This is a genomic window from Chloroflexia bacterium SDU3-3, assembly GCA_009268125.1.
Lineage (GTDB): Bacteria > Chloroflexota > Chloroflexia > Chloroflexales > Roseiflexaceae > SDU3-3.
On the sequence record WBOU01000022.1, the window covers coordinates 68,644 to 92,388 of the forward strand.

A 23,745-nucleotide genomic window follows, 5' to 3' on the forward strand; every position below is an offset into this window, starting at 1 on the left:
AAGAACTTACTCTCTACCCAAGAAAACACCTTCATCACCATGCTTCTTATCACCCATCCTTTTAAATATAAAAACCATTAATTCCCTCTCATCTTTAAAGTAAACCAAAGGCAATAAAACTTTATCATTATTACCGTATATATACAAATAATTACCGTCTTCTCTAATCTCCTTGACATCCTTCCAATCTATGAATATCTTCTTAAATCTATTTTGATATACACCATCATCTGATATAACAATCGAGCAGCATAAAGCGATTAAATACACGATACCAATAACCCCTAAGCCCAACATGGTCATTACTAACGTTATCTCCAACAAACTCAAACCTAGTTTATCACCAGAAAAGGCAAATCCAACCCCATTAAAATTCAAAGCAAACATAAACATCAACCACACTAACACACATATAGTCATACAAAATAAAGCCATAAACCAAATTTTATTATTACTTACGCGATTTTTCATAAAAAACCCACTACTCTTCATTCACAGCTATTTCCGCCATATTTACGTGAATCCCATTCAGACAACCACCACAAACAAAATATAGTTGCTATTTCTCATCATATGCGAGAAGCCACACGCCAAGCGTCCCATCCCAGGAGGATGAGAGAAGCCACGCGCCATCTGGGCTGATAGCGCACCCCGAGACCAGCGCCTCGTGGCCGCGCAGGCAGCAGCGCTCGTGGCCGGTGGCGGCATCCCAAAGGCGCAGGGTCTCGTCTCGCGATGCTGAAACAACCCACCGTCCATCGGGACTCCACGCGCAGGCCTCCACCGCGCTCTCGTGGCCAACAAAGGTTCGCACCGCTGCGCCGCTGTGGAGATCCCACATGCGCAGCGTTCTATCCTCGGAGCTGGAGAGCGCCCAGCGGCTGGTTGGATCGACGCAGCAGCTTTCAACCTCATCCGTATGCCCCAGCAGCGTAGCACGCAACTGGCCAGACCGTGCATCCCATACCCTTACTGAAGCATCCCAGGAGGTTGAGACGATCACCGCCTCATCAGGGCTAAGCGCGCAGCTTGTCACATATTCCTCGTGGCCGCGCAGCACCAGCCGCGTGGTGCCCGAGGCCACATCCCACACCCGCAGCGTCTCATCATCGGAAGCAGACACCAGCCATGTGCCATCCGCGCTCCACGCGCAGCCGCTCACATAGCTCGTATGGCCGCGCAAAGTGCGGCAAAGCGTCCCCGCGCGGGCATCCCACAGCCGCACGGTATGATCGACCGAGCATGAGGCGATCCACGCGCCATCGCGGCTCACCGCGCAGGATGTCACATAGTCCTCATGGCCCTCAAGCGTCGCCAGCAATTGCCAAGACTGGGCATCCCAGAGCTTCAGCACGCCATGCGTTGGGAAGATACCGCCGACACCTGAGACAGCCCATCGCCCATCGGGGGCAATCGCGCAGGTGTTCACGTAGTCATTATGTCCATCAATCAGGCGAATACGCTGTGCTGATGTTGGGAGAGGCATAGCAGATCGCTTCCTACCGCATTCAAACTGCCGCAAAAACAAAAGCGGCGTGGGGATACGCACCCCCACGCCGCCCGTGCCCCCTAGAGGCTAGGCAGCAGCCTGCGCCCCCAGGGGATGCCCACGATGATCAGCAGCGTGGCGATGGTGAAGAAGATCACCAGCCGCTTGTACTTGGCCTCGTCGGTGGGGGCGCGGCGGGCGATGCCGGTGCCCATGTGGAGCAGGCCGATGGCCACCAGCATGATCACCGGGTGCTCCACGAGGAAGTAGCGCACATCCGCATTTTTCATGGCCGCACCAAAGCCCGCGTTGCCAAGCACGCTCATGATCAGCGAGCCGGGCCAGAACATCGTCAGCAGGCCCAAGATCAGCTGCACGCCGGTCACGTTCGCGTAGATCATGCCCGCGCGGCGTGTCTCTTTTCCATACGCCTTCTTGCCCAGCCAGCCGCTGTAGGCCACATACAGGGCGTACACCGCCGCGAACAGCACCAGCCAGCGCGTCACATTGTGCAGCCCAAGAAAAAAGCCGTACATCTCGCCTCCACATGCCCTATTTCACTTTGGGAAAACCTTCACGACATCATACGGGCATGGGCTAGCGGCTGTCAAGAAATCGCACCACGTGCCATCTCGATGCCCCGAAGATTTTCACCATCAAGGCAGCCAGACGCCAAGGAACACCGGGGCCGATTCACCACGAAGGCACGAAGGCACGCAGGCAACCGATCATCTCAGCAGAATGTAAAGGCCCTACCGTGCTGCAGAAGGCCGGAGCGCAGCGGCGCGCGTATATCGATCTGCGCGATGTAAATAGGCAAAAAGCCCTTTGACAGCCAGCTTATTGCAATTTATAGTAGGTGCAACTAATTGCAACTGGCAATGCGCAGCAGATGGTGGAGGTTTCAAACAATGGACATGTTTCTGCAGGGTTGGATCCCGCCGTTGGCCATGCACATCCCCGACAACTTCCTCAGCCTGGGCGTCAACATCGTCTGCTGGCTGCTGACGGTGGCGGCCCTGACGGCGGCCCTGCGCAAGACCCAAGAGAGCCTCGGCGAGCGCCAGGTGCCGCTGATGGGCGTGATGGCGGCGTTCATCTTCGCCGCGCAGATGCTGAACTTCCCGGTGGCGGGCGGCACATCCGGCCACCTGCTGGGCGGCGCGCTGGCCGCCATGGTGCTGGGGCCGTGGCCCGCCATGCTGGTGATGGCGGCGGTGATCGGCGTGCAGGCGCTGGTGTTCCAGGATGGCGGCCTGGTGGTGCTGGGCGCGAACATCCTGAACATGGGCCTAGCCACCGCGCTGGTGGGCTACGGCATCTACCGCGCGTTCGCGGGGCGCGGGCGCGGCGCGCAGCTAGCGGGCGCTGGCCTGGGCGCGTGGCTGGGCGTGATGACCGCCGCCCTGCTGACCTCGCTGGAGCTGTGGCTGAGCGGCACGGCCCGGCTGGACATCGTGGTGCCTGCGATGCTGGGCGTGCACGCCCTGATCGGCCTGGGCGAGGCGCTGATCACCGTGGCGGCGCTGGGCTTCATCATGCGCACGCGGCCCGACCTGCTGGGCCAGGGCCAGCAGCGCGGCGGCGCGGGCTGGGTGGCCGCTGGCGTGGGCATCGCCGCGCTCACCGCGCTGCTCTCGCCGCTGGCCTCTTCCGACCCGGATGGGCTGGAGCGCGTGGCCGAGGACATGGGCTTCATCGGCCAGGCTGGCGCGGCCCACTACGAGATCATCCCCGACTACACGCTGCCCTTCCTAGGCAGCACGCCTATCTCCACCATCGCCGCCGGCCTGATCGGCGTGGCGGTGCTGGCCGCCATCGGCATGCTGCTGGGCAAGGCGCTGCGCAGGCCCGCCGCCGCGCAGGCCGACACGGCCACGCAGGCCTAGCCGCCGATTCTTTTACCACCAGGACACCAAGACTCCAAGGAAAACGGGAACGAATTATCGTGAGGGCACGAAGGCGCGAAAAAAGGTGAAGGCATCGCGTCTTCGTGTCTTTGTGGTAAAAAACTTCGGTGACGTAAGACCGCATAGGCCCTGATCTCCCCCTGGCGGCGGGCGCGCGCCCGCCGCCGCTGTGCTACAATCGCCCCACGCATCCACATCGACCCAAGGAGAACCAAGCCATGGCAGATCGCCAGATCGCGATCTTGGACGCGCCATCCAACCTTGGCCTGCGCCCGCCGCTGCCTGGCGCGGTGCCGGGCTGCTACAAGATGCCCTGGGCGCTGCGCGACCGCGGGCTGCTGGCCAGCCTGGGCGCGCGCGACGCGGGCGCGCTGGTGCCGCCGCGCTACCGCGCCGAGTGGCAGCCCGGCGAGGGCGACCGCAACGCCGAGGCGATCGCCAGCTTCTCGCTGGCGCTGGCCGACCGCGTGGGCGCAATCATCGACGGCGGGCAGTTCGCGCTGGTGCTGGGCGGCGAGTGCAGCATCCTGGTGGGCAACGCGCTGGCGCTCCAGCGGCGCGGGCGCTACGGACTGGTGTACATGGATGCCCACAGCGACTTCCGCCACCCCGATAACGATGTGGCCATCGGCGCGGCGGGCGGCGAGGCACTGGCGATCATGACCGGGCGCGGCGACCAGCGGCTGGTCAACCTCGACGGGCAGGGGCCGTACATCCGCGAGCGCGACATGGTGGCTGTGGGCTTCCGCCCCGAGGACGACTGCCGCGACGAGCTGGCCGCGCTGGGTATCCTGGGCATCAACAGCGACGAGCTGCTGCTGCGCGGGACGGAGGATGTGGCGCGGCAGATCACCGAGCGCGTGACCGCCGAGACCCAAGGGTTCTGGGTGCACCTCGACTGGGATGTGGTCGACTCCAGCGAGATGTCGGCGGTGGACTGCCCCGAGCCGGGCGGGCCGTCGTTCCAGCAGGTCGCGGCGCTGCTGGGTGCGCTGGTGGCCTCGCCCGCCTGCGTGGGGCTGGAGCTAACGATCTACGACCCCGACCTCGACCCGACGGGCCAGCAGGCCGACGCGATCGTGGCCTGCCTGCGCCAGGCCTTCGCTTCTTTTCTTGCATAGGCACCCTAACGCGCCATGAATCTTCTCTACCTTGACCGCTACGAGCAGCGCCGCAGCCGCATCCACCAGCTGACGCCGCAGGTAAAGATCGCCGCCACCGTCGCCTTTATCCTCTCCAACAGCCTGCTGCCTGACGGCGCGTGGCTGGCGCTGCTGCTCTCGTGGGGCGGGCTGCTGGCCTGCAACCGGCTGGCCGGGGTGGGCTACGGCTACACGCTGCGCCGCTCGTTCGTGGCGCTGCCCTTCGCGCTGGCCGCGCTCTCGGTGATCGTGGCGCTGCCGGGGCGGCCTCTGCTGGCCTTCGCGCTGGGGCCGTGGCACATGGTGGCCACCGACGCCGGGCTGGTGCGCTTCGCCAGCATCGTGGCGCGCAGCTGGCTCTCGGTGCAGATGGCCATCCTGCTGGCGGCCACCACTAGCTTCCCCGACCTGACCCACGGCCTGCGCCACCTGCGCATGCCGCCGCTGCTGGTCGAGATCGTCTCGTTCATGTACCGCTACCTAGCCGTGCTGCTGGATGAGGCGGCGCGGCTGATGCGCGCCCGCGACTCACGCAGCGCGCGGCTGCCCGGGGTGCGCGGCGGCGGCTCGCTGGGGTGGCGGGCATCCACCGCCGGGCATATGGCCGGGCAGCTGTTCCTGCGCAGCTACGAGCGCAGCGACCGCGTGTACAACGCCATGCTCGCCCGAGGCTTCCAGGGCGAGTTCCGCACCATCAGCGAGCACGCCATGCGCCGCGCCGACTGGCTGGCCCTGGCCGCGCTGCTGGCCTCCATCGCACTTATTCAGATCATAGGCCGAATAGCATGACATCACCACATACGGGCGCGGCGGATGTGCTGCGCGTGGCCGACCTGCGCTTCAGCTACCCCGACGGGCGCGAGGCGCTGCGCGGCGTAAACCTGGGCATCGCGCGGGGCGAGAAGGTTGCCCTGGTGGGGCCGAACGGGGCGGGCAAGAGCACGCTCATCCTGCACCTGAATGGCATCCTGCAGGGCGCGGGGGCGGTGCAGATCGCCGGTATGACGCTGGCCCGCGAGACGCTGCCGCAGGCTCGGGCCAAGGTCGGGCTGGTGTTTCAGAACCCCGACGACCAGCTGTTCTCGCCCACGGTGCACGAGGATGTGGCCTTTGGGCCGCTGCACATGGGCCTGCCGCCGCAGGAGATCCGCGCCAGGGTGGCGCGGGCGCTGGGCATGGTGGGCATGGCGGCCTACGCCGAGCGCGCATCCTACCACCTGAGCGTGGGCGAGAAGAAGCGCATCGCCATCGCCACCGTGCTGGCCATGGACCCCGAGATCCTGGTGCTGGATGAGCCTTCCGCCGGGCTAGACCCGCGCGCGCGACGCGGCCTGATCAACCTGCTGCGCGAGCTGCCGCTGACCATGCTGGTCTCCACCCACGACATGCTGATGGTGCGCGAGCTGTTCCCACGCATGGTGGTGATGGACGAGGGCGCGGTGGTGGCCGACGGCGCGACCGAGGCGCTGCTACGCGATACGGCCCTACTTGAGCGACACGGGCTGGAGTCACCATACCTCTGAGATCAGAGCGCAAAAGCAAAAGCCAGCAGCAACAACAGCGGGCGCGGTAGCTCTATGCTATCGCGCCCGCTGTTGTTGCTATTTTCGAAACCCTCCAGCGAACTCCTACCGCGTGATCAGCGGCAGGTAGATGGAGCTGTTCGGGCCAGGAGCCGGAGTCGTCGTGACGGTCGGCGTGGTCGTCACCGGCGTGGTCGTCACCGGCGTGGTCGTCACCGGCGTGGTCGTCACCGGCGTGGTCGTCACCGGCGTGGTCGTCACCGGCGTGGTCGTCACCGGTGTGGTCGTCACCGGTGTGGTCGTCACCGGCGTGGTCGTCACCGGCGTGGTCGTCACCGGTGTGGTCGTCACCGGTGTGGTCGTCACCGGTGTGGTCGTCACCGGTGTGGTCGTCACCGGCGTCGTCGTCACCGGCGTGGCGGTGGCCACAGCCTCATTCACGGTCAACGTCACCGTGGCGGCAGCCGAGACCGCGCCCTTGGAGTCGGTAACGGTGTAGGTGAAGCTGTCGGAGCCGAAGAAGCCAGCGGCAGGGATGTAGACAAGCGAGCCATCCGACTGCAGCGACACCGTGCCGTGGGCCACATCGGTGGCGAGCGTAGCGGCCTTGGTATCGGCGGTGTTAGCATCGGTGTCGTTGGCCAGCACGCCAGGCGCGTCCACCGTCAGCGTGGTGTCTTGGTCGAGCGTGTAGGCATCATCCACCGCCACCGGCGCGACATTGTCGGCGCAGGTGTAGACAAGCAGATCATCCACATACCAGCCATCCAGGCCGCCGCAGCCATCGGTGCCAAAATCGAAGCGCAGGCGGATGGTGTCGCCAGCCTTCACATTCGCCTTTGTCAGATCGATCTGCGACTGCCCCCAGCTACCCCACGGGTGCCCGCCATCGGTGCCGGTAAAGGCGCGCTGGCCAGCAAGCGGGTTGGTATTCTCATTCAGGGCGGTGATCAGGGTGGCATTGTACGGGTTGAAGGTGAACGCTGCGTTACCGATCAGGGTATAGGCACCGCCATTAATGCTGATCCTGACATTCCCACCATCCACCTGCATCTCATTCGCCACATAGTGGGTAAACGCCAGCTTGGGCGACGCACCGGACGGAATCGTGATCGCAGGGCTGGTCAGCATCTGCACGCCCGAGATATCGCCAGCGCCGGTATCGCAGTTGCCCTCATCCTTGCCTCTGGCATAGATAGCCGAACCAGCCCGACCCTTCGGCAGCGTGCTTGCGGTTGACCAGTTGTAGCCCGGCCAGCCTGCATACGTACCCGAATTGGTCTGTGTCCAGCCGCCCAGGCCCTGCTCAAAATGCTCCTCATAGATCGGCTGGTAGATCTTCGTGGCATCCGAGCACAGCGCGGGAGTATTCTGATTGAGCAGCGGCTGGTAGTTGCACTGCGTCGGCACGGCGCGCAGATCGATCGCCGCCGCCATCTTGGCCACCTGCTCGCAGTCGCTGGCGGCGATCACCTCGGCAGAGATGCCCGAGCCACCAGGTGCGGTCGAGAGATCTTTCAGCGGCTGGCCGATCAGATCTTGGCACGACTGCTCTAGCGCGTCGGCGTGGTCGGCAAACTCGGTGACGGGGGTCTGGTAGGCCGTCTGGGCCTGCCAGTAGATGTGGGCAGCCTTCACCAGGCCCAGGCCCACTACAGTCTGGCCGTTGTAGCTGCCGCCATCCACCAGCAGCGCGTAGCCGTGGTTGGGCACCGCCGAGTTGGTGTGCACGCCGCCGCTATCGGCTGTCCCACAGTAGTAGTTCGCATCGCTCACCCGGCTCGGGTCGCCCAGGCAGCTGGGGTTCCACATATCGCGCAGCGCCGACCCGAAGGCGGTCGCATCCTCGCCCACCAGCCAGCGGTAGGATGCCTCAACCGTCTTCGATGTGTAGAGGCGCAGCGAAACATCGACCGTCTGCCCTTGTGCGATCGCATTCTTGATCAGGTTGCCATTGCTCAGAGCGATCCGGATCGATGGGATTGTAACGACACTCGATGTACCGTTCAGATTATTGGCCGTCTCACCGGTGCTAACGATGATTGCACCTTTCGCACCAGCAGTCTGGGCAGCGCGCACCTTGGTAACAGCATTACATGCGGTGCTATCATTGAGCAAAACGATCTTGCCGCTGACCGCAGCCGCATTGGTAAGCGCAACACATCCGGTATTGCTGGCACCATCAAGCCCCACCACCGCAGTACCAGAAACCCCAGCATAGGTGAGGGAGGGGCCAAAGGATGCGGTACCAGCAGCGCATATGCCTGCAAGCGCTGAGGGGCTAAGAATCTGGAGCACAGGGGTAAGCAAAAGCGAGTAGCCAGAACAGGCATCATTCGCCCGCACGCCGCCAGGCGTATCGGAGCCAGCACCATTGATCAGATCGACCGTCTCGCCCCAGATATCCGAGTAGGCCTCGTTCAACGCGCCAGACTGCCACTGGTAGACGAGGCCGTGGGTGTACTCGGTGAAGGCGTGGCCCCACTCGTGCGCCACCACGTCGTCGGCGCTCACGCCGTTGCAGTAGTTGGTGGTCGTGCCGTTCCAGTTGGCGTTGGGGCAGAGAATCCTCGGGTCGTTGTTGACAATCCGCATGGATGCCCCCTGAGCATCATACGAGTCGCGCCCGAAGCTGTTCAGAAAGAAGTAGTAGGCGTTGCCGCTGGCGTTAATAATGTTCTGCTGATCTTGGTTCAGCGCGCCGGGGAAGGCCTGGCCCTCCTCCCAGACCTGGTGGTCGGTATCCTCCTCATACAGCACGCGGTGCATGTCGCTCTCAATATCGGTGTAGCGGTTGAGCACCTTGCCCGCGTTGGCGTGCACATACACCCGCTCGCGGATGCTGCCGCCGTTCGTCACTGTCACCTCGTAGGTCAGCTGGTTCGAGCCGGGGGCGCTGCGCACCAGGCCGGTGCGGTACACATACAGGTCGGCAGCCGAAGGCCACAGGTCGGATGGCTGCACCTTGGCGGGCTGGCCGGTGATGTCGGTCGGTGGGTCGGACAGCACCTGGCGCACCGCAGCCGCCCCGGCCTGCGCCGCGCTCAGCCTGGGCGTCACATCCAGCTCCGAGGCAGGGGAAACAACGCCATTCACCGAGGTGAGCGCGCCGCTCGCATCGAAGTGGGCGATCAACATGCCGCCAAACACCGGCACGCCGTGGTAGACCTGCCGGTAGGTGATGTGGCTGCCACCGTACTGCTCCTGCACCATCTCGATCGGCAGCAGCTCGGCGTTGGCATCGGCAATGCCGAACAGCTTGGCGTAGCTGCTGAAGAAGCCCGCCGCCTTCGTGGCAGTGTTGCGAGAGCGAACGTTGGGCACCAGATCGCCGCCAGCAGGCACGCGCACCATGCTGGCCACACCAGTGGAGGGCTTGATGCTCACCTGCACATCGCCCTTGGCCTGGCCGCGCAGCTGGCCGAGCAGAGTCGATGAGATACCGAGCGGGGCATTTGTTGCTGCATCCGGGGCTGGCTGCGGGGCCGCCAGCGACGACTGGGCGCTGCCCAGGACCACGACCAGCGACGTGACGATTGCGGCAAGCTTGACTTGCAGTTGACCTCTCATGCGGTTTTTACCCTATCCATTATCAATGACGCTCAATTCCAGCCGACAGCCCTTTGATATCGAACTTCTCCTCCTAATTCGATCAATCCTATCATTGAAATCACTCTTCGCACTATATGGCCATAGCAATGCCGATATATTACAACAGAGGGTATTTTTCCACGCCTAATAGGCCTATGCCGCTATGGCTAGGATAAAGATGCTCTACTTTATTTTCAACAACAGGAAAGCGAGGGTTTACTACCACACCCGCAAGGATAGCGTGCTACTCCGCATTTAGATACACGAAGTCAAGCTACTAGGTGATGATGATCCAATCTATGGATCATAGCAGACCAGTAGCCTCAAGATAGGGCGCGCAGACTATAGGGTACACCTATAGACAATCGCGGCGATCATCAATGCGCTCACGGCACTTGGCTTGTATTGAGAACAATCTAGGGGTAAACCTATGCGCCATAGTATACACAAGTTTGAAGATTTGTAAAAGGCCAATTAGTACTTTTTGGGGGATTTTCCGAAATTCGAAAAAGAATATCACAAATCGCTTATTGACCTATATGGTCATTTTCACCAAATAATCTGCAATACCATCCCCCAGCAGGGAATCCCCACCCCAAAAAGCGCGCCGCCCTCGCTTCAGGGCGGCGCGCTCGTAGAGTCAAGGAGGGGGGCAACCTAGACAATGTAGAACAGCTGCGACAGTGGCAGGCGCTCGGCAGGCTCGCAGGTGGCTAGCTCGCCATCTACGCGCACCTCGTAGGTCTCGGGGTCAACATCGATCCGGGGCATGGCGGCGTTGCGCACCATATTCGCCTTGCCCACGCTGCGGCAGCCGCGCACCGCCACGCTGCGGCGCTGCAGCCCCAGCCGCTCGGGCACGCCCAGGTCGATCGAGGCCTGCGACACGAAGTTCACACATGTCTGCCCCAGCGCGCGGCCCAGCGCGCCGAACATGGGTCGGTAGAGCACCGGCTGGGGCGTGGGGATGGATGCGTTGGGGTCGCCCATGGCCGCCCAGCTAATCATGCCGCCCTTGATGATCATCTTGGGCTTGGCCCCGAAATAGGCCGTGTCCCACAGCACGATGTCGGCCAGCTTGCCCGGCTCCAGGCTGCCCACCTCGTGCGCGATGCCGTGGGCCAGCGCCGGGTTGATGGTGAGCTTGGCCAGGTAGCGCAGGATGCGCTCGTTGTCGCTCTCGCCGTCGCCGGGCAGCGGGCCGCGCTGGGCCTTCATCTTGTGGGCGGTCTGGAAGGCGCGCGTCACCACCTCGCCCACGCGGCCCATGGCCTGCGAGTCGGATGAGTACATGGAGATCACGCCCAGGTCGTGCAGCACATCCTCGGCGGCGATCGTCTCGGCGCGGATGCGGCTCTCGGCGAAGGCCACATCCTCGGCGATGCTGGGGTTCAGGTGGTGGCAGACGATCAGCATGTCTAGGTGCTCGGCCAGGGTATTCACGGTGTAGGGCCGCGTGGGGTTGGTGGAGGAGGGCAGGATGTTGGGCAGCGCGGCAATCTTGATGATGTCGGGCGCGTGCCCGCCGCCTGCGCCCTCGGTGTGGTAGGTGTGGATGGTGCGCCCGCCGATCGCGCTGATCGTGTCCTCCACAAACCCGGCCTCGTTCAGGGTGTCGGTGTGGATGGCCACCTGCACATCGTACTCGTCGGCCACCTTCAGCGAGGCGTCGATCACCGCCGGGGTGGTGCCCCAGTCCTCGTGGTCCTTCAGGCCGCAGGCCCCGGCCTCCACCTGCTCGCGCAGGGCCTCGGGCGTGGATGCGTTGCCCTTGCCCAACACGCCCCAGTTCACCGGCAGCGCCTCCGCCGCCTCCAGCATGCGGGCGATGTTCCAGGGGCCGGGGGTGCAGGTGGTGGCGTTGGTGCCATCCGCCGGGCCGGTGCCGCCGCCGATCATGGTCGTCACGCCGTTGGAGAGCGCCTCGTAGACCTGCTGCGGGCAGATCATGTGGATGTGGGTGTCGATCGCCCCCGGCGTGGCGATCAGGTGCTCGCCCGCGATCACCTCGGTGCCCGGGCCGATCACCATCTGCGGGTGCACGCCGTCCATGGTGTCGGGGTTGCCGGCCTTGCCGATGGCCACGATCCGCCCGCCCTTCACGCCGATGTCGGCCTTCAGCACGCCCAGCACGGGGTCGCACACGATCACGTTGGTGATCACCAGATCCAGCGACCCAGCCCGGCTGGTGATGTTCGAGCGCTGGGCCATGCCGTCGCGAATGGTCTTGCCGCCGCCGAACACAACCTCATCGCCATAGGTCAGCAGGTCGCGCTCGATGCCGAGCAGCAGGTTGGTGTCGGCCAGGTGCACGCGGTCGCCGGTGGTGGGGCCATAGAGCGCGGCGTACTGGCTGCGGGGTATCTTTGCCATGGGCTGCTCCTGTCAGTCACTCTGCGCCCGATGCGCGGGGCGAAGGGGTGGCTCGCTTGGGGTTCCGGTGGGCGTATTATAGCGCAAGCGGGCACACAGAGGGCAGAGAACGAAGGGAAACCGATACCACCAAGACTCCAAGACGCCAAGGGGCAAAGGATAACGAATACCACGAAGGCGCGACGGCGCGAAGGGACAGGAAGGGCTGGTGGTGTGAGCGGGGCTAACCCTACCCACTTGGCCCATACGGCGAAGGTGTCGCTCGTGCAAACTGGCCATATGCACGAACACCAGCTGCCAGCGAACAGCACGGGAATGCCCAAAATTGGGGGTTCGAAGGGGGTTACACCCCCTCGTGGGGTTCCTAGGGGCTAGCCCCTAGGCGCTGCCCGCGTAGGGCATCCACCCACCAACCATCTACCACCGCCATCAACGAAGGCGCACCCTGGCCGAATCAACCACAACGCATATTTCATCAAAAACGCCTCGGAAACCCGTAGAAAGTGACACCTATTGAGGGGCATCACCCTCACATGGTGTCACTTTTGTAGGCGAGGCTTCTGAATGCGACAAAGCGAACAAGATGGCGTGCCAGACCATACACAAAGGATCACATCTTCTAAAAGCGCTCCCTACACCTCATTCGCGCTAACCCATGATCGCGGCATACCAGCCCACCTGTCCCATACGGCGAAGGTGCCACGCGTGCCCACTGGCCATATGCACGAACACCAGCTGCCAGCGGACAGCACGGGAATGCCCAAAATTGGGGGTTCGAAGGGGGTTACACCCCCTCGTGGGGTTCCTAGGGGCTAGCCCCTAGGCGCTGCCCGCGTAGGGCATCCACCCACCAACCATCTACCACCGCCATCAACGAAGGCGCACCCTGGCCGAATCAACCACAACGCATATTTTATCAAAAACGCCTCGGAAACCCGTAGAAAGTGACACCTATTGAGGGGCATCGCCCCTGGCGGGGGTTCCGGGGGCTGGCCCCGGACGCCGCCCGCGCAGGGCATCCACCCGCCGCTCTCGCACCATCCCTATAGAAAAAAAAGAGCCAGCGGCCTTGGGCGAGGCTGCACTGCTGCGGTGTGGATTATGGCCAGCCGTCTTGCGCTTGCGCCTTCGCTGGATGGGCGAGGCCGCCGCCGTTTTTGCTGCGGAGCAGGCGGTTTTCACTGCGGCCCCGATGGTGATGGTTCCTCGTGGTTGTTTGGTGTGTGCACTACGCAGGCGGCGGCTAGGGGCCTGCCCCTCACAGGGTGTCACTTTTGGGCTGTTTCAGCGTGGTTTTAGGTCGCCCCAACCGTGCAACGCTGCAAGCATTGCCTACAGTTGGGGCGACCGGCTGCGGCTTCGATCATGGGGGTTCCTCTTTTGTGCTGGGTGTGCCCTGCGCGGGCGGCGGCTAGGGGCCTGCCCCTAGCGACCCCGCGAGGGGGCGATGCCCCCTTCGAACCCCCAATTTTGAGCGTTCCTATGCCGTTTCCTGGCTGCTGGTGTTCGTGCATATGGCCATCAAAACGCTAGCGGCACCTTCGCCGCATGGGCCGGGTGGGTAGGGTGGGGCGGCGATGGCGGCGGGTGGGCGATGAGAGTGCGGTGCGCGTTTGCCGCATGGGTCGCATCCGAAATGCGCAGCCATGGTGCAAGCCCAAGCCGCCATGGTGCAAGCCCGAGCCGCCATGGTGCAAGCCCGAGCCGCCATGGTGCAAGCCCGAGCCGCCATGGTGCAAGCCCAAGCCGCCATGGTGCAAGCCCGAGCCGCCATGGTGCAAGCCCGAGCCGCCATGGTGCAAGCCCAAGCCGCCATGGTGCAAGCCCAAGCCGCCATGGTGCAAGCCCAAGCCGCCATGGTGCAAGCCCAAGCCGCCATGGTGCAGGCCAACAACCCACCTAGCCCATCCAGCCAAGGTACCGCTGGCGACAGCTGGCCATATGCACCACCATCCGCCGCCAGCGGAGCGGCAGCGCACAGCCCGATTTTCCCAAAAAACACGGCGCGAAACAGAGCAGGCCTGCAAAAAAAGCCCCTCCCCGCGCTGGGGAGGGGCCACCAAGCAGCGCTACGAGCGCGGCACGCGGGGCGTGCGTGCGGGCCGCGTATCCGGCAGCGTCAGCGTGTAGGTCAGCGCCGTATCGCTCACCTCGAAGGCCGTGATCACGCCAGGGCCGTGGGCGGTCTTGTAGGAGCGCGCCCACGAGTCCGCGATCAGCGCGTTCAGCTCGGCCAGCTTGGCATCGCTCGCCGCTACCTTGCCCACCGAGGCCGAGGTGGCCTGCCACAGCACCTGGCCGCTGGTCAGCGTGGGCGTCAGCGTGGTGCTCAGCGCATAGCTCTTGCCCGTGTCGCTGGCGGTAAACGTGGCCGTCAGCACCACCTTGCCCGGCTGAAGGTCCACGTGGCGGTCGGTGATCTTGGTCGACCTGGGCGTCGTGATCACATAGCTGCTGTTGATCTGCTCCTCGGTGATCGTCACCACCTTGGTGGTGGCCGTGGCGGCGGGCGCGGCGCTGGCGGCGCTGGCCTCGGCCACGCTGGCCCGCGAGGCCGCGCGGGTGGTGCAGGATGTCGACGTGAGGGCCAGCAGCAGGGCCAGGGCGGCGAACGAAGATTTGGCGGCAAGATTCATGGTGTCGCTCCTTTATGTCGTGTGCTTGGCGTAGCGCTCAGGCTCGCTACACAGGCTATGGTAGCCGCGCCGCGCCTTTCGCGACAGTGGCGCGGCGCACCACGTGGGCTGCGCCGCCGCACCCGCGCATGTGCGCCCGCTCACCCCGCGCCGTGACATGGCGCACATCCGCCCCGCGCGCCGCCGTGCTATCATCAGCCGATAGTGCCGCAGGCCGTAGGAGGGCGCGCAGATGAGCGAGGACGAGATCGAGCCGGGCATCCTCCAGGTGTTCCGGCTGTGCGTGGGGGTGGAGTGGCTGCTGGCGGGCGGGGCCGCGCTGCTGCGCTGGCGGCAGCACGCCGACATCGCCGACGCCGCACTGTGGACGTGGGCGCAGAGCAGCTTTCTGCTGCTGTGGCTGACCCTGCCGTGGCTGCCCAGGGCCGTGGGGCGCGTGTTCCTGCCGGTGGCGCTGGTGGTGGCCTCGGCCAGCCCGCTGGTGGGGCAGGCCCTGAGCGCCCGCGCCATGGTGGCCAGCGGCACGCCCGCCCTGCTAGCCATTGCCGAGCCGGGGCGGCTCTCCATGCTGCTTATGGTGCCACTGCTGCTGGTGAGCGTGCAGTACGGCTACCGCGCCATGCTGGCCTTCACATGGGGCACCTCGCTGCTGATGCTGGCGCTGACGCTGGCCCTGGTGCCGCTGGGGCGCGGGGTACTGCTGGCCCTGGTGCTGGGCGCGGGGCTGAGGCCGCTGGTGTTCATGCTGGTGGGCTTCATCGTGGTGCGGCTGTCCAAGGCCCAGCGCCAGCTGCGCCGCGACCTAGTGCAGAAGAACGCGCAGCTGGCCAACTACGCCAGCACGCTGGAGGAGCTGGCGGTGAGCCGCGAGCGCAACCGGCTGGCTCGCGAGCTGCACGACACCCTGGCCCACACCCTCAGCGCGCTGAGCATCCAGCTCAAGGCGCTGGAGGTGCAGCTGGGCAGCGCCCCCGAGCAGGCGCGGGCCACGCTGGCCCAGGCCCAGGGCATCACCAGCAGCGGGCTGGATGAGGCGCGGCGCACCCTGCACGCGCTGCGGGCCAGGCCGCTGGAGAGCATGGGGCTGCTGGCCGCGCTGCGCCAGCTGGCCGAGCGCGGGGCCGAGCGCTGCGGCTGGGCCGCCCAGGTGCACATGCCGCCCGCCCTGCCCGCGCTACCCGCCGAGGTCGAGCAGCAGCTCTACCGCGTGGCCGAGGAGGCCCTGCAGAATGTCGAGCGGCACGCCCAGGCCCGCCATGTGCGGCTTGCGCTTCAGCATAGCTCGGGTATCATTCAGCTAGAGGTGGCGGATGATGGCGTGGGGTTCGACAGCGCCGCGCCAGCGCCGACGGGCCACTACGGCCTGGGCGGGCTGCGCGAGCGCGCCCAGCTGATCGGCGCGGCGCTGGAGGTGGCCAGCGCGCCCGGCAGGGGCACGCGGCTGCGGCTGAGCGTTCCATACGCGGAGGGCAGGGCATGATACGGGTGCTGATCGTGGATGACCAGGACATCGTGCGCGAGGGGCTGCGGGTGGTGCTGGGGGCCAGCCCGCAGATCGAGGTGGTGGGCGTGGCAGCGGATGGCGCGGCGGCGGTGGAGCAGGCGGCAGCGCTGCGCCCCGATGTGACCCTGATGGACCTGAAGATGCCGCTGATGGACGGCGTGCAGGCCACCCAGGCCATCCGGCAGCGCACCCCCGAGGTGGCCGTGATCGTGCTGACCACCTACGACGAGGACACATGGATTCTGGATGCCATCCGCGCGGGGGCCGCAGGCTACCTGCTGAAAGATACCAGCAGCGCCAGCCTAGTGGCCGCCATCGAGGGCGTGGTGGCGGGCAGAACCCATATCGACCCGGCGGTGGCGGCGCGGCTGTTCAGCTTCGTGCGCACGGGGGTGCCCGCCCGCAGCGCCGTGGTCGATCAGCTCAGCGAGCGCGAGCTGGGCGTGCTGCGGCTGCTGGCCAGCGGCCTGAGCAACAGCGCCATCGGCGATAGGCTGGGCCTAGCCGAGGGCACCGTGCGCAACCACGTGACCAGCATCTTTGCCAAGCTGGGCGTGGCCGACCGCGCCCAGGCCACCGCGCTGGCCTGGCGCTACGGCCTCGTCACCCCCGATGGCGGCTAGGGCTACTCGGCGGTGAAACCCTTCTCCTTGGCCCGCAGCAGCGCGGCCCGCCGCCCGCCCTCGGTGTCGGTGCTGCCATCGGCCAGATTGTTGAAGCCCACCGCCCGCCGCAGCCCGCCCAGCGCCACCAGCTCCACATCGCGGGTGTCGCCCGGCTCGAAGCGCACCGCCAGCCCGGCGGGGATGTTCAGGCGCATGCCCAGTGCCGCCTCACGGTCGAAGGCCAGGGCCCGGTTCACCTCGAAAAAGTGGAAGTGCGACCCGACCTGGATGGGCCGGTCGCCCGTGTTGCTCACGCTGATCGTCACCGTTGGGCGGCCCGCGTTGATCTCGATCGGCTCGTCGCGCAGGATGTAGCGGCTGTTCCCCGAAGCGGCCATGGTCCCCTCCTCGTCTAGCAATCCCTCGGCAATCCTACAGAAACCAGATCACTCGGCATTCCACGAGCGCCACGAGTAGGCCGGCTCGTAGCCCAGCAGCCTGCGGGCCTTCTCGATCGAGAGCAGCGTCTCGTGCTCGCCGGTGGTGGCGCGCAGGGGCACGCCGGGGAAGACCTCGGCCATCAGCGCGCTGTTGGGCGTCTCCATCACCGTGTCGGCGGCGGCGATGATGAACGACTCGGCACCCTTGATGTCTGCCAGCAGCCCTAGGCGGCAGGAGAGCGCCACGTCGCGGGCATCCACATAGCCCCACAGGTTCCACTTGCGCAGCCGTGCGTCGGCCTGGAAGCTGCGGAACTGCGCGTAGTCCTGCGGCTCCATCACATTCGAGAAGCGCAGTCCAACAAAGGGGATGCCGCTCTGGCGGCTGATCTGGCGGGCCATCTCCTCGCCCAGCACCTTGGAGAGCGCGTAGCTCGACTGGGGGTAGAGCGGGTGGGCCTCGTCGATCGGGGCGTAGTGCGGCTGCTCGCGGTCGAAGGGCAGGCCCAGCGTGGTCTCGCTGGATGCCCAGACCACGCGGCCCAGGCCCAGCAGCGCGGCGGCGCTAAATACGTTGTAGGTGCTGGTGGTGTTGACAAAAAACGTGCGGGCGTCGGTCTCTAGGCCTGGGGCAGGGATGGCGGCCAGATGCACCACAGCATCTGCGCCGCGCAGCGCCTCCACCGCCTGGCCGTAGTCCGTCAGGTCGGCGCGCAGGAATGGGGCGAGCAGCTCGTGGGGCTTGGCCAGATCCACGTTGAGCACATCGTACCCGTGCTCCGCCAGGTCGCGCACCACTGCGCGGCCCGCCTTGCCGCTGCCGCCGGTCACAACAATCTTTTTCATAGCGCTCGGTGGCTAGCGCGCAGCCGTCGTGGCCCCGCGCTAGATAATCGGATCGTGACACGAGATCAGCTTGGTGCCATCGGGGAAGGTCGCCTCGATCTGCACGATCGTCAGCATGTCCGGCACCGCATCCATCACATCATCGCGGCCTACGACGTGGCGGCCAAGCTCCATCAGCTCGGCCACGCTCTTTCCGTCGCGCGCGCCCTCCAGCAGGGCCTCAGCGATCAGCGCGGTGGCCTCGGCCACATTCAGTTTCAGGCCGCGCCCTCGGCGTTTGCGCGCGAGGTCGGCGGCGACGTAGATCAGCAGTTTCTCCTGCTCGCGTGGGGTCAGCAGCATGGGAACCCTCCAGCAGCTCTCGCCGAAGTGAAAGAGAATGCTGCGAGTATACCCGCGCATCCTAGCAGGGTCAAGTGCGGGGCACAGCAGAGCGCAGGGCTGCGCGTTCTCGACAGAGCGCTGATTCTTTTACCACCAAGGCTCCAAGGCACCAAGGAAGAAAAGAGAACGGATACCACCAAGGCGCGAAGACATGAAGGGATCGAATGAACCGACTCACCACCAAGATACTCCTATGCGAAGCGTTATCAGATAGAACGCATAGGCCCTCCTGATAGCAGAGCGCCCGCCGCCCTGGTGTGGGCGGCGGGCGCTGGGAAGGCAAGTAGGCATGCAGCTAGGCGCGGCGGATCTGGGCCGTGCCGACCGCCAGCCACAGCGCCACCAGCGCCCTGCGGCCCTGGCGGATCTGCTCGCGCAGCGGCAGCGTGGCCAGCTGCTCGCCATAGCGGCCCATGGCCCACAGAAACATGTCCAGCTCGGTGGCAAAATCAAAGAACGGCAGCACACGGCGGCGGCGGGCCACCCGCACCACCGGCTCGTACACATGGCTGTACCAGAACGGCAGCAACTGGTCGCCCGCCGCGCCCATACGTTCAAGCTCGGGGCGCATGCGGTCGATCATGGCGCTCAGCTCGTCGAACGCGCCCAGGCAGGCGGCGTAGAGCGTGTGGTGGGCCGGGTGGTCGGCGGCAAAGAAGCACGCGCCGAAGAAGTCGGCCCGCTCCTGGGCCAGCAGGAAGCGCATAGCCTCCGCCGCAGGCGGCACCGGGTCGAACAGATACTCCACCACATTGGCGCGCAGGAACATATGCCCCCGCGTGCGGGCCGCCGCCACCCGGCGGTTGCCATCGCGCACAAAGTAGCTCTCGCCTATCTTGTAGAGGGTGATCGGACGTGAGGGCGGGGCTGGCGGCAGCGGCGCTACCGCGTATAGATCGGGAAGGCGCTGCTCGAAGAGATCATTCCGCAGCGTGGGCAGCATGATCCGGTAGATCGGCACAACACAGGTTCCACGTTCTACACGCTCCAGCAGCTTTGCTCGTTCGCCCTCGCTCACCTGATGGGCGAGCGGGCGGCGACGAAGCAGATCGTCGACCGAGGCGAAAAGTGCATCCCAGCCACCAACTTGCGAATGAGAGGCGATGTTTTCGGTCATGGCGCTACATCCCCGCAACATTATATCGGCAATTCAGCAGATCGAAAACGACAGGTTCACGATCAGGCCTCAGTGCCTTGATTGCGGCTGCACAGCCATGTCTTTAAAGGATGCCAGGGGTTTGTGATGATAGTTACAGCATTTCTTCGCCAGCTATTATAACACAGCCCTAAACAAATAGATCATCAATATGCGACTTTTGGTGGAGATCTTGCAACAGGCCAGGCCCGAGTGCCGCCATCCACGATACCTGGCATTGCGCCAGAAAACACAAACGCCGCACCAGCGAGCTGTTATGAGCAGCTAGGCGCTGCCACACGATCACGGGCGGGGCGGCGCACTGGCCAGCCGCCCCGCGCTGGCCGCTAGCCAGCCTGCTGGCGCTTGGTCCAGTAGCGCACCAGGCCCTGCCAGCTCTGGTCGAGCGGGGTGGCCTGGTTGTAGGTGGCGGCATCCTCGGCGCTGCCGCCCAGCTCGGCGTCGGCCTGGGCCTGCAGGCGGGCGATCTGCTCCTCGGCGCTCAGGCCAGCCGCCATGCCAGAGCGCACCAGCTCGGCCCAGCTCCACAGGTGCTCGCGGTAGCTGGCGATATGCTCGGCTACGTCGAAGGCCGGGCCAAAGTGGGTCGGGCACAGCACCTGCGGCCCCAGGCTCGCCAGCAGCCCTAGGGAGGCATCCCATAGCTCTAGGTTGATGTCGGGCGGCGGCGTGGCGGGGCGCGCGTAGCGGAAGCCGGGCAGGCGCACGCCGCCGGTGTCGCCCACAAACACCGCGCCGCTCTCCTGATCGTGGTAGAACACGTGGTGCGAGGCGTGGCCCGGCGCGTAATGCACACGCACCTCGCGCCCGCCCAGCCGCAGCGTCTCGCCGCCGGCCAGGGCGCGCAGATTGGCCTCGGGCACCGCCAGAAACTCGCCCCACAGGTAGTCCATCTGCTCGCCATACAGCCGGGTGGCGCTGGCCAGCAGCTTCTCGGGGTGCAGCATATGCGTCGCCCCGCGCTCGTGCACATACACCTGGATGTGCGGGTAGCGCTGCACGATCGTGCCCGTGGCACCGGCGTGGTCGAGGTGAATATGCGTCAGCAGCAGCGAGCGCACATCGTAAAAGCTCAGCCCCTGCGCGGCCAGCCCCGCCTCCAGCGCGGGCAGGCAGCACGCCGGGCCGGGGTCGACCAGGGCGGGCTGCTCGCCGCGCAGCAGGTAGGTGCCGATCACATGCTCGCGCCCAAGGTGCAGGTCATCAATCAGGCCAATGCTCGCAGGGAGCGTCGGTTCAGGGTTCATGGTCTAGCTCATTTCTTCTGGAAACGCTCGATCGCGGGGATTGTACGCCCACCGCCAGCGCGCGTCAAAGCCAGCGGTTGCGATAGCGCGACAGATTCCACCCCAGAAAACCACACAGCGCCAGCCGATCTCTTGTATAATCGTCGCATTTCTTCCAGACAGCCGACGGGCGAAGTCGATGGCACACATCAGCGATAAAAACCTACGCGCCACCACCGGGGCCATGCCCCAGCTTCGCCGTTTCTTCCGTCGCATGTAGCACACAAGCTGACAACCGGGGCGAGGGAAGCTCCAGCGCTTCCCTCGCCCCTTTTCTTTTTCCCCGGATGGCCGCCCACTCACTTTGGAGAACGCAATGCCTCACTCACTCTTCGGGCGCGATCTGCTGACGCTCGACGCCTACACACCCAGCCAGATCGCCGACATCATCAGCGCCGCCGCCACCCTCAAGGCCCAGCTGCGCCGTGGCGAGCCACACCACCTGCTGGCTGGCAAGTCGCTTGCCATGATCTTCCTCAAGCACTCGACCCGCACCCGCTCCTCTTTCGAGGTAGGCATGTACCAGCTGGGCGGCCAGGCCATCTTCCTCAGCGCCAACGAGGTGCAGATCTCGCGCGGCGAGACGCTGGCCGACACCGCCCGCGTGCTCTCGCGCTACACCCACGCGATCATGGCCCGCGTCTTCGCCCACAGCCAGATCGAGGAGCTGGCCGAGGGCGCGAGCGTGCCTGTGATCAACGGCCTCTCCGACCTCAGCCACCCGGTGCAGGCCCTGGCCGACGCGCTCACCATCAAGGAGAAGTTTGGCGGCACCGCTGGCGTGCGGCTGGCCTACTTCGGCGATGGCAATAATATGACCAACGCCCTGCTGGACATCGCGCCGCGCATTGGCATGCACATCAGCGTGGCCACGCCCCCCGGCTACGAGCCCGACCCCCAGGTGCTGGCCAGCGCCCGCGCCGCCGCCGAGCAGGCCGAAACCGAGGTGCGGTTCACCCACGACCCCTACGAGGCCGCAGCCGACGCCGATGTGCTCTACAGCGATGTGTGGGTGAGCATGGGCCAGACCGACACCGAGGAGCGGATCGCGGCCATGCGGCCCTACGCCATCACCCAGAAGCTGCTCGACTCGGCCCCCAGCCGCGCGATCTTCCTGCACTGCCTGCCCATGCACCGTGGCGAGGAGGTCGACGCGTCGGTGGCCGATGGCCCGCGCTCGTTCGTATTCGACCAGGCCGAAAACCGGCTGCACATCCACAAGGCCATCCTGGCCCTGCTGTGCTCGCCCGAGGCCGAGCGGCTAGTCTAGGGCGCAAAAAAGCGGCCCGCGCATCTGGTGCGCGGGCCGCCGCACGCCCCATCGCTAGGCGCTGCGCAGCTGGTCGAACTCCTCGCGGGTGATGAACTCGCCGCCCTCAAGGCTGCGCGAGGTCTCCCGCCGCGCCCGGTCGTAGCGCAGCTCGGCGCGCATGATCCGAAAGCACTTGGAATCCATAATCTCCTTGTGCAGCACATACTCCGCCGCAATATCGTCATCCCCATACTCGGGAACCAGATCGTTGCGCGGATCGACCCGCACGTGCACAGGCGAGCCACAGCGCGAGCAGCGCACATACAGGTGGATAGCGCCATCGGCGCTGCCGCCAGCAGGCGCGCCGCCAAACAGCCGACGCAAAAAATCCATTCAGCACTCCTCGGGGGCACGCCCGTGGCCAGCCCCGCCGCACACCGCACAGTAGCCACGCAGGCCCATATGCTGAAGCTCCACGGTAAAGCCATAGCGCTGGGCGATCTGCGACTTCAGCGCCACAAACACCTCGTCGCCGATCTCCAGCTCACCGCCGCAGCCAAGGCAGATCAGGTGGTGGTGCTGATCCGAGCGGTTTAGCCCATAGCGCACCGGCCCGCCATCCACCGCCAACTTCGAGACCACCCCAGCCTGCTCTAGCCACTGCAGCGTGCGGTAGACTGTTGCAATATTGATGAACGGGTGGAGCGCATGCACCTGCGTAAACACGTCCTCGGCGGTCAGGTGCTCGCAGCTCTGCTCAATGATAGCGATCACCGTAAGGCGCTGCGGCGTCAGGCGGTAGCCCTGGCGCCGCAGCTGCTCCACGATACCAGAAACCTGCATGTGTTCGGTGCCATAATCCTCTGTCATGCCCGCCAGTATACCACGCGGGGCCGCCAGCAGAGGTCAGCGGGCTTGGAAAAGCGCTTTAGCTGATGCTGTGGTAGCCGCCACGATAGTACAGCAGCGGCATACCCTCGGTCAGGTGGATCTCCTGCACCTCGCCGACATAGATGCTGTGGTCGCCGCCGGGCAGCGCCGCATGCAGGCGGCACTCGATCGAGGCCAGCGCGCCATGCAGCACCGGCCCGCCAGCAACCCCAGGCTCCCAGGCCACACCCGCAAACTTATCACTATCCGAGCTGGCGAACTTGCGCGAAAGGTGCTCCTGCTCAGCTGCAAGCACATTCACCACAAAATGCCCCGCCAGGGGAATGATATCGTGGCACGAGACGCGGGTATCAATGCACACCAGCACCAGCTGAGGGCGTAGCGACAGCGAGCTAAACGCGCTCACCGTCATCCCGTAGGGGGTGCCATCATACATGGTTGTCACCACTGTCACGCCGCTGGCAAAATGGCCCATGGCCTGGCGAAATCGAACTTCTTCAGCAGCCATACCTCTTGTCTCCCACCAAGTCGCATACTACCAGCAAGCATTATAGCAGCGCACAAAAAAACCACCACCTGAACCTTCGTCCAGGTGGTGGGGGGTTGGTAGCGGCGGGTGGATTCGAACCACCGACCTTCGGGTTATGAGCCCGACGAGCTGCCACTGCTCCACGCCGCGTCAGCTGCCAGCACCCGTGATGCCCTCCTCGGGCGCCA

At 65.0% G+C, this 23,745-nt stretch carries 21 protein-coding genes, 1 tRNA gene and 1 pseudogene; 8 read left to right on the forward strand and 15 right to left on the reverse strand.

What is annotated here, in order from left to right:
• Positions 1-6: 6 nt before the first annotated feature.
• The 3 genes from F8S13_25230 to F8S13_25240 all read right to left on the reverse strand — a co-directional run bounded on the left by F8S13_25230 (position 7) and on the right by F8S13_25240 (position 2,025).
• Positions 7-471, reverse strand: a complete 465-nt coding sequence (locus tag F8S13_25230; GenBank protein KAB8140151.1) for a hypothetical protein — start codon at positions 469-471, stop codon at positions 7-9.
• Positions 472-559: 88 nt separating this feature from the next.
• Positions 560-1,486: a WD40 repeat domain-containing protein gene (locus tag F8S13_25235; GenBank protein ID KAB8140152.1), complete on the reverse strand. Its 927-nt coding sequence runs from the start codon at positions 1,484-1,486 to the stop codon at positions 560-562.
• 83 nt (positions 1,487-1,569) lie between these two features.
• The gene (locus F8S13_25240; GenBank protein ID KAB8140153.1) at positions 1,570-2,025 is read right to left on the reverse strand and encodes a hypothetical protein; all 456 of its coding nucleotides are present in this window, start codon (positions 2,023-2,025) and stop codon (positions 1,570-1,572) included.
• Positions 2,026-2,439: 414 nt separating this feature from the next.
• On the opposite strand from F8S13_25240, the gene F8S13_25245 reads away from it, so the two are divergent.
• From F8S13_25245 to F8S13_25260, 4 genes are all read left to right on the forward strand, one after another.
• The gene (locus F8S13_25245; protein KAB8140173.1) at positions 2,440-3,378 is read left to right on the forward strand and encodes a cobalamin biosynthesis protein CbiM; all 939 of its coding nucleotides are present in this window, start codon (positions 2,440-2,442) and stop codon (positions 3,376-3,378) included.
• Positions 3,379-3,617: 239 nt separating this feature from the next.
• Positions 3,618-4,520, forward strand: coding sequence for an arginase family protein (locus F8S13_25250; GenBank protein ID KAB8140154.1), 903 nt, complete (start codon positions 3,618-3,620; stop codon positions 4,518-4,520).
• Positions 4,521-4,535: 15 nt separating this feature from the next.
• Entirely contained in the window at positions 4,536-5,330 is a 795-nt protein-coding gene (gene cbiQ, locus F8S13_25255) for a cobalt ECF transporter T component CbiQ (GenBank protein KAB8140155.1), read from the forward strand.
• On the forward strand, positions 5,327-6,064 hold the full coding sequence (locus F8S13_25260) for an ABC transporter ATP-binding protein (protein ID KAB8140156.1): 738 nt from the start codon (positions 5,327-5,329) through the stop codon (positions 6,062-6,064). Before cbiQ ends, F8S13_25260 begins: the two co-directional genes overlap by 4 nt.
• 105 nt (positions 6,065-6,169) lie before the next feature.
• Here F8S13_25260 and F8S13_25265 read toward each other — a convergent pair whose 3' ends face one another.
• Complete coding sequence (locus F8S13_25265; protein ID KAB8140157.1) at positions 6,170-9,634, reverse strand: hypothetical protein; 3,465 nt, start codon at positions 9,632-9,634, stop codon at positions 6,170-6,172.
• Between the two features lie 678 nt (positions 9,635-10,312).
• On the reverse strand, positions 10,313-12,028 hold the full coding sequence (ureC, locus tag F8S13_25270; GenBank protein ID KAB8140158.1) for an urease subunit alpha: 1,716 nt from the start codon (positions 12,026-12,028) through the stop codon (positions 10,313-10,315).
• 1,641 nt (positions 12,029-13,669) lie between these two features.
• Here ureC and F8S13_25275 point away from each other — a divergent pair.
• A pseudogene (locus F8S13_25275) lies at positions 13,670-13,918 on the forward strand (hypothetical protein).
• Positions 13,919-14,097: 179 nt separating this feature from the next.
• Here the strand turns inward: F8S13_25275 and F8S13_25280 are convergent.
• Entirely contained in the window at positions 14,098-14,568 is a 471-nt protein-coding gene (locus F8S13_25280; GenBank protein ID KAB8140159.1) for a hypothetical protein, read from the reverse strand.
• A 328-nt stretch (positions 14,569-14,896) separates the two neighbouring features.
• Between F8S13_25280 and F8S13_25285 the strand changes: the two genes are divergently transcribed.
• Entirely contained in the window at positions 14,897-16,144 is a 1,248-nt protein-coding gene (locus tag F8S13_25285) for a sensor histidine kinase (protein KAB8140160.1), read from the forward strand.
• Entirely contained in the window at positions 16,141-16,791 is a 651-nt protein-coding gene (locus F8S13_25290; GenBank protein KAB8140161.1) for a response regulator transcription factor, read from the forward strand. The genes F8S13_25285 and F8S13_25290 overlap by 4 nt, the downstream gene beginning before the upstream one ends.
• 2 nt (positions 16,792-16,793) lie before the next feature.
• Here F8S13_25290 and F8S13_25295 read toward each other — a convergent pair whose 3' ends face one another.
• The 5 genes from F8S13_25295 to F8S13_25315 form a co-directional block, all read right to left on the reverse strand.
• Positions 16,794-17,171: an urease subunit beta gene (locus F8S13_25295; GenBank protein ID KAB8140162.1), complete on the reverse strand. Its 378-nt coding sequence runs from the start codon at positions 17,169-17,171 to the stop codon at positions 16,794-16,796.
• Positions 17,172-17,219: 48 nt separating this feature from the next.
• The gene (locus F8S13_25300) at positions 17,220-18,059 is read right to left on the reverse strand and encodes an NAD(P)-dependent oxidoreductase (protein KAB8140163.1); all 840 of its coding nucleotides are present in this window, start codon (positions 18,057-18,059) and stop codon (positions 17,220-17,222) included.
• A 39-nt stretch (positions 18,060-18,098) separates the two neighbouring features.
• Positions 18,099-18,401, reverse strand: coding sequence for an urease subunit gamma (locus F8S13_25305; GenBank protein KAB8140164.1), 303 nt, complete (start codon positions 18,399-18,401; stop codon positions 18,099-18,101).
• 337 nt (positions 18,402-18,738) lie between these two features.
• On the reverse strand, positions 18,739-19,404 hold the full coding sequence (locus F8S13_25310; protein ID KAB8140165.1) for a hypothetical protein: 666 nt from the start codon (positions 19,402-19,404) through the stop codon (positions 18,739-18,741).
• 521 nt (positions 19,405-19,925) lie between these two features.
• Positions 19,926-20,846 (reverse strand): MBL fold metallo-hydrolase, encoded by a 921-nt coding sequence (locus F8S13_25315; protein ID KAB8140166.1) that lies wholly within the window; start codon positions 20,844-20,846, stop codon positions 19,926-19,928.
• A gap of 355 nt (positions 20,847-21,201) precedes the next feature.
• Between F8S13_25315 and argF the strand changes: the two genes are divergently transcribed.
• On the forward strand, positions 21,202-22,155 hold the full coding sequence (argF, locus tag F8S13_25320; GenBank protein KAB8140167.1) for an ornithine carbamoyltransferase: 954 nt from the start codon (positions 21,202-21,204) through the stop codon (positions 22,153-22,155).
• A gap of 54 nt (positions 22,156-22,209) precedes the next feature.
• On the opposite strand, the gene F8S13_25325 is transcribed toward argF, so the two are convergent.
• The 4 genes from F8S13_25325 to F8S13_25340 all read right to left on the reverse strand — a co-directional run bounded on the left by F8S13_25325 (position 22,210) and on the right by F8S13_25340 (position 23,707).
• Entirely contained in the window at positions 22,210-22,530 is a 321-nt protein-coding gene (locus F8S13_25325; protein ID KAB8140168.1) for a hypothetical protein, read from the reverse strand.
• Positions 22,531-23,007, reverse strand: coding sequence for a transcriptional repressor (locus F8S13_25330; protein ID KAB8140169.1), 477 nt, complete (start codon positions 23,005-23,007; stop codon positions 22,531-22,533).
• Between the two features lie 58 nt (positions 23,008-23,065).
• Positions 23,066-23,536, reverse strand: a complete 471-nt coding sequence (locus tag F8S13_25335) for a flavin reductase family protein (GenBank protein KAB8140170.1) — start codon at positions 23,534-23,536, stop codon at positions 23,066-23,068.
• Positions 23,537-23,632: 96 nt separating this feature from the next.
• A tRNA-Met gene (locus tag F8S13_25340) sits at positions 23,633-23,707 on the reverse strand.
• Between the last annotated feature and the right edge of the window lie 38 nt (positions 23,708-23,745).

Coding starts and splice junctions, on each gene's coding strand:
- F8S13_25230 (KAB8140151.1), bottom strand. CDS start 471: ATGAAAAATCGCGTAAGTAATAATAAAATTTGGTTTATGGCTTTATTT.
- F8S13_25235 (KAB8140152.1), bottom strand. CDS start 1,486: ATGCCTCTCCCAACATCAGCACAGCGTATTCGCCTGATTGATGGACAT.
- F8S13_25240 (KAB8140153.1), bottom strand. CDS start 2,025: ATGTACGGCTTTTTTCTTGGGCTGCACAATGTGACGCGCTGGCTGGTG.
- F8S13_25245 (KAB8140173.1), top strand. CDS start 2,440: ATGCACATCCCCGACAACTTCCTCAGCCTGGGCGTCAACATCGTCTGC.
- F8S13_25250 (KAB8140154.1), top strand. CDS start 3,618: ATGGCAGATCGCCAGATCGCGATCTTGGACGCGCCATCCAACCTTGGC.
- cbiQ (KAB8140155.1), top strand. CDS start 4,536: ATGAATCTTCTCTACCTTGACCGCTACGAGCAGCGCCGCAGCCGCATC.
- F8S13_25260 (KAB8140156.1), top strand. CDS start 5,327: ATGACATCACCACATACGGGCGCGGCGGATGTGCTGCGCGTGGCCGAC.
- F8S13_25265 (KAB8140157.1), bottom strand. CDS start 9,634: ATGAGAGGTCAACTGCAAGTCAAGCTTGCCGCAATCGTCACGTCGCTG.
- ureC (KAB8140158.1), bottom strand. CDS start 12,028: ATGGCAAAGATACCCCGCAGCCAGTACGCCGCGCTCTATGGCCCCACC.
- F8S13_25285 (KAB8140160.1), top strand. CDS start 14,897: ATGAGCGAGGACGAGATCGAGCCGGGCATCCTCCAGGTGTTCCGGCTG.
- F8S13_25290 (KAB8140161.1), top strand. CDS start 16,141: ATGATACGGGTGCTGATCGTGGATGACCAGGACATCGTGCGCGAGGGG.
- F8S13_25295 (KAB8140162.1), bottom strand. CDS start 17,171: ATGGCCGCTTCGGGGAACAGCCGCTACATCCTGCGCGACGAGCCGATC.
- F8S13_25300 (KAB8140163.1), bottom strand. CDS start 18,059: ATGAAAAAGATTGTTGTGACCGGCGGCAGCGGCAAGGCGGGCCGCGCA.
- F8S13_25305 (KAB8140164.1), bottom strand. CDS start 18,401: ATGCTGCTGACCCCACGCGAGCAGGAGAAACTGCTGATCTACGTCGCC.
- F8S13_25315 (KAB8140166.1), bottom strand. CDS start 20,846: ATGAACCCTGAACCGACGCTCCCTGCGAGCATTGGCCTGATTGATGAC.
- argF (KAB8140167.1), top strand. CDS start 21,202: ATGCCTCACTCACTCTTCGGGCGCGATCTGCTGACGCTCGACGCCTAC.
- F8S13_25325 (KAB8140168.1), bottom strand. CDS start 22,530: ATGGATTTTTTGCGTCGGCTGTTTGGCGGCGCGCCTGCTGGCGGCAGC.
- F8S13_25330 (KAB8140169.1), bottom strand. CDS start 23,007: ATGACAGAGGATTATGGCACCGAACACATGCAGGTTTCTGGTATCGTG.
- F8S13_25335 (KAB8140170.1), bottom strand. CDS start 23,536: ATGGCTGCTGAAGAAGTTCGATTTCGCCAGGCCATGGGCCATTTTGCC.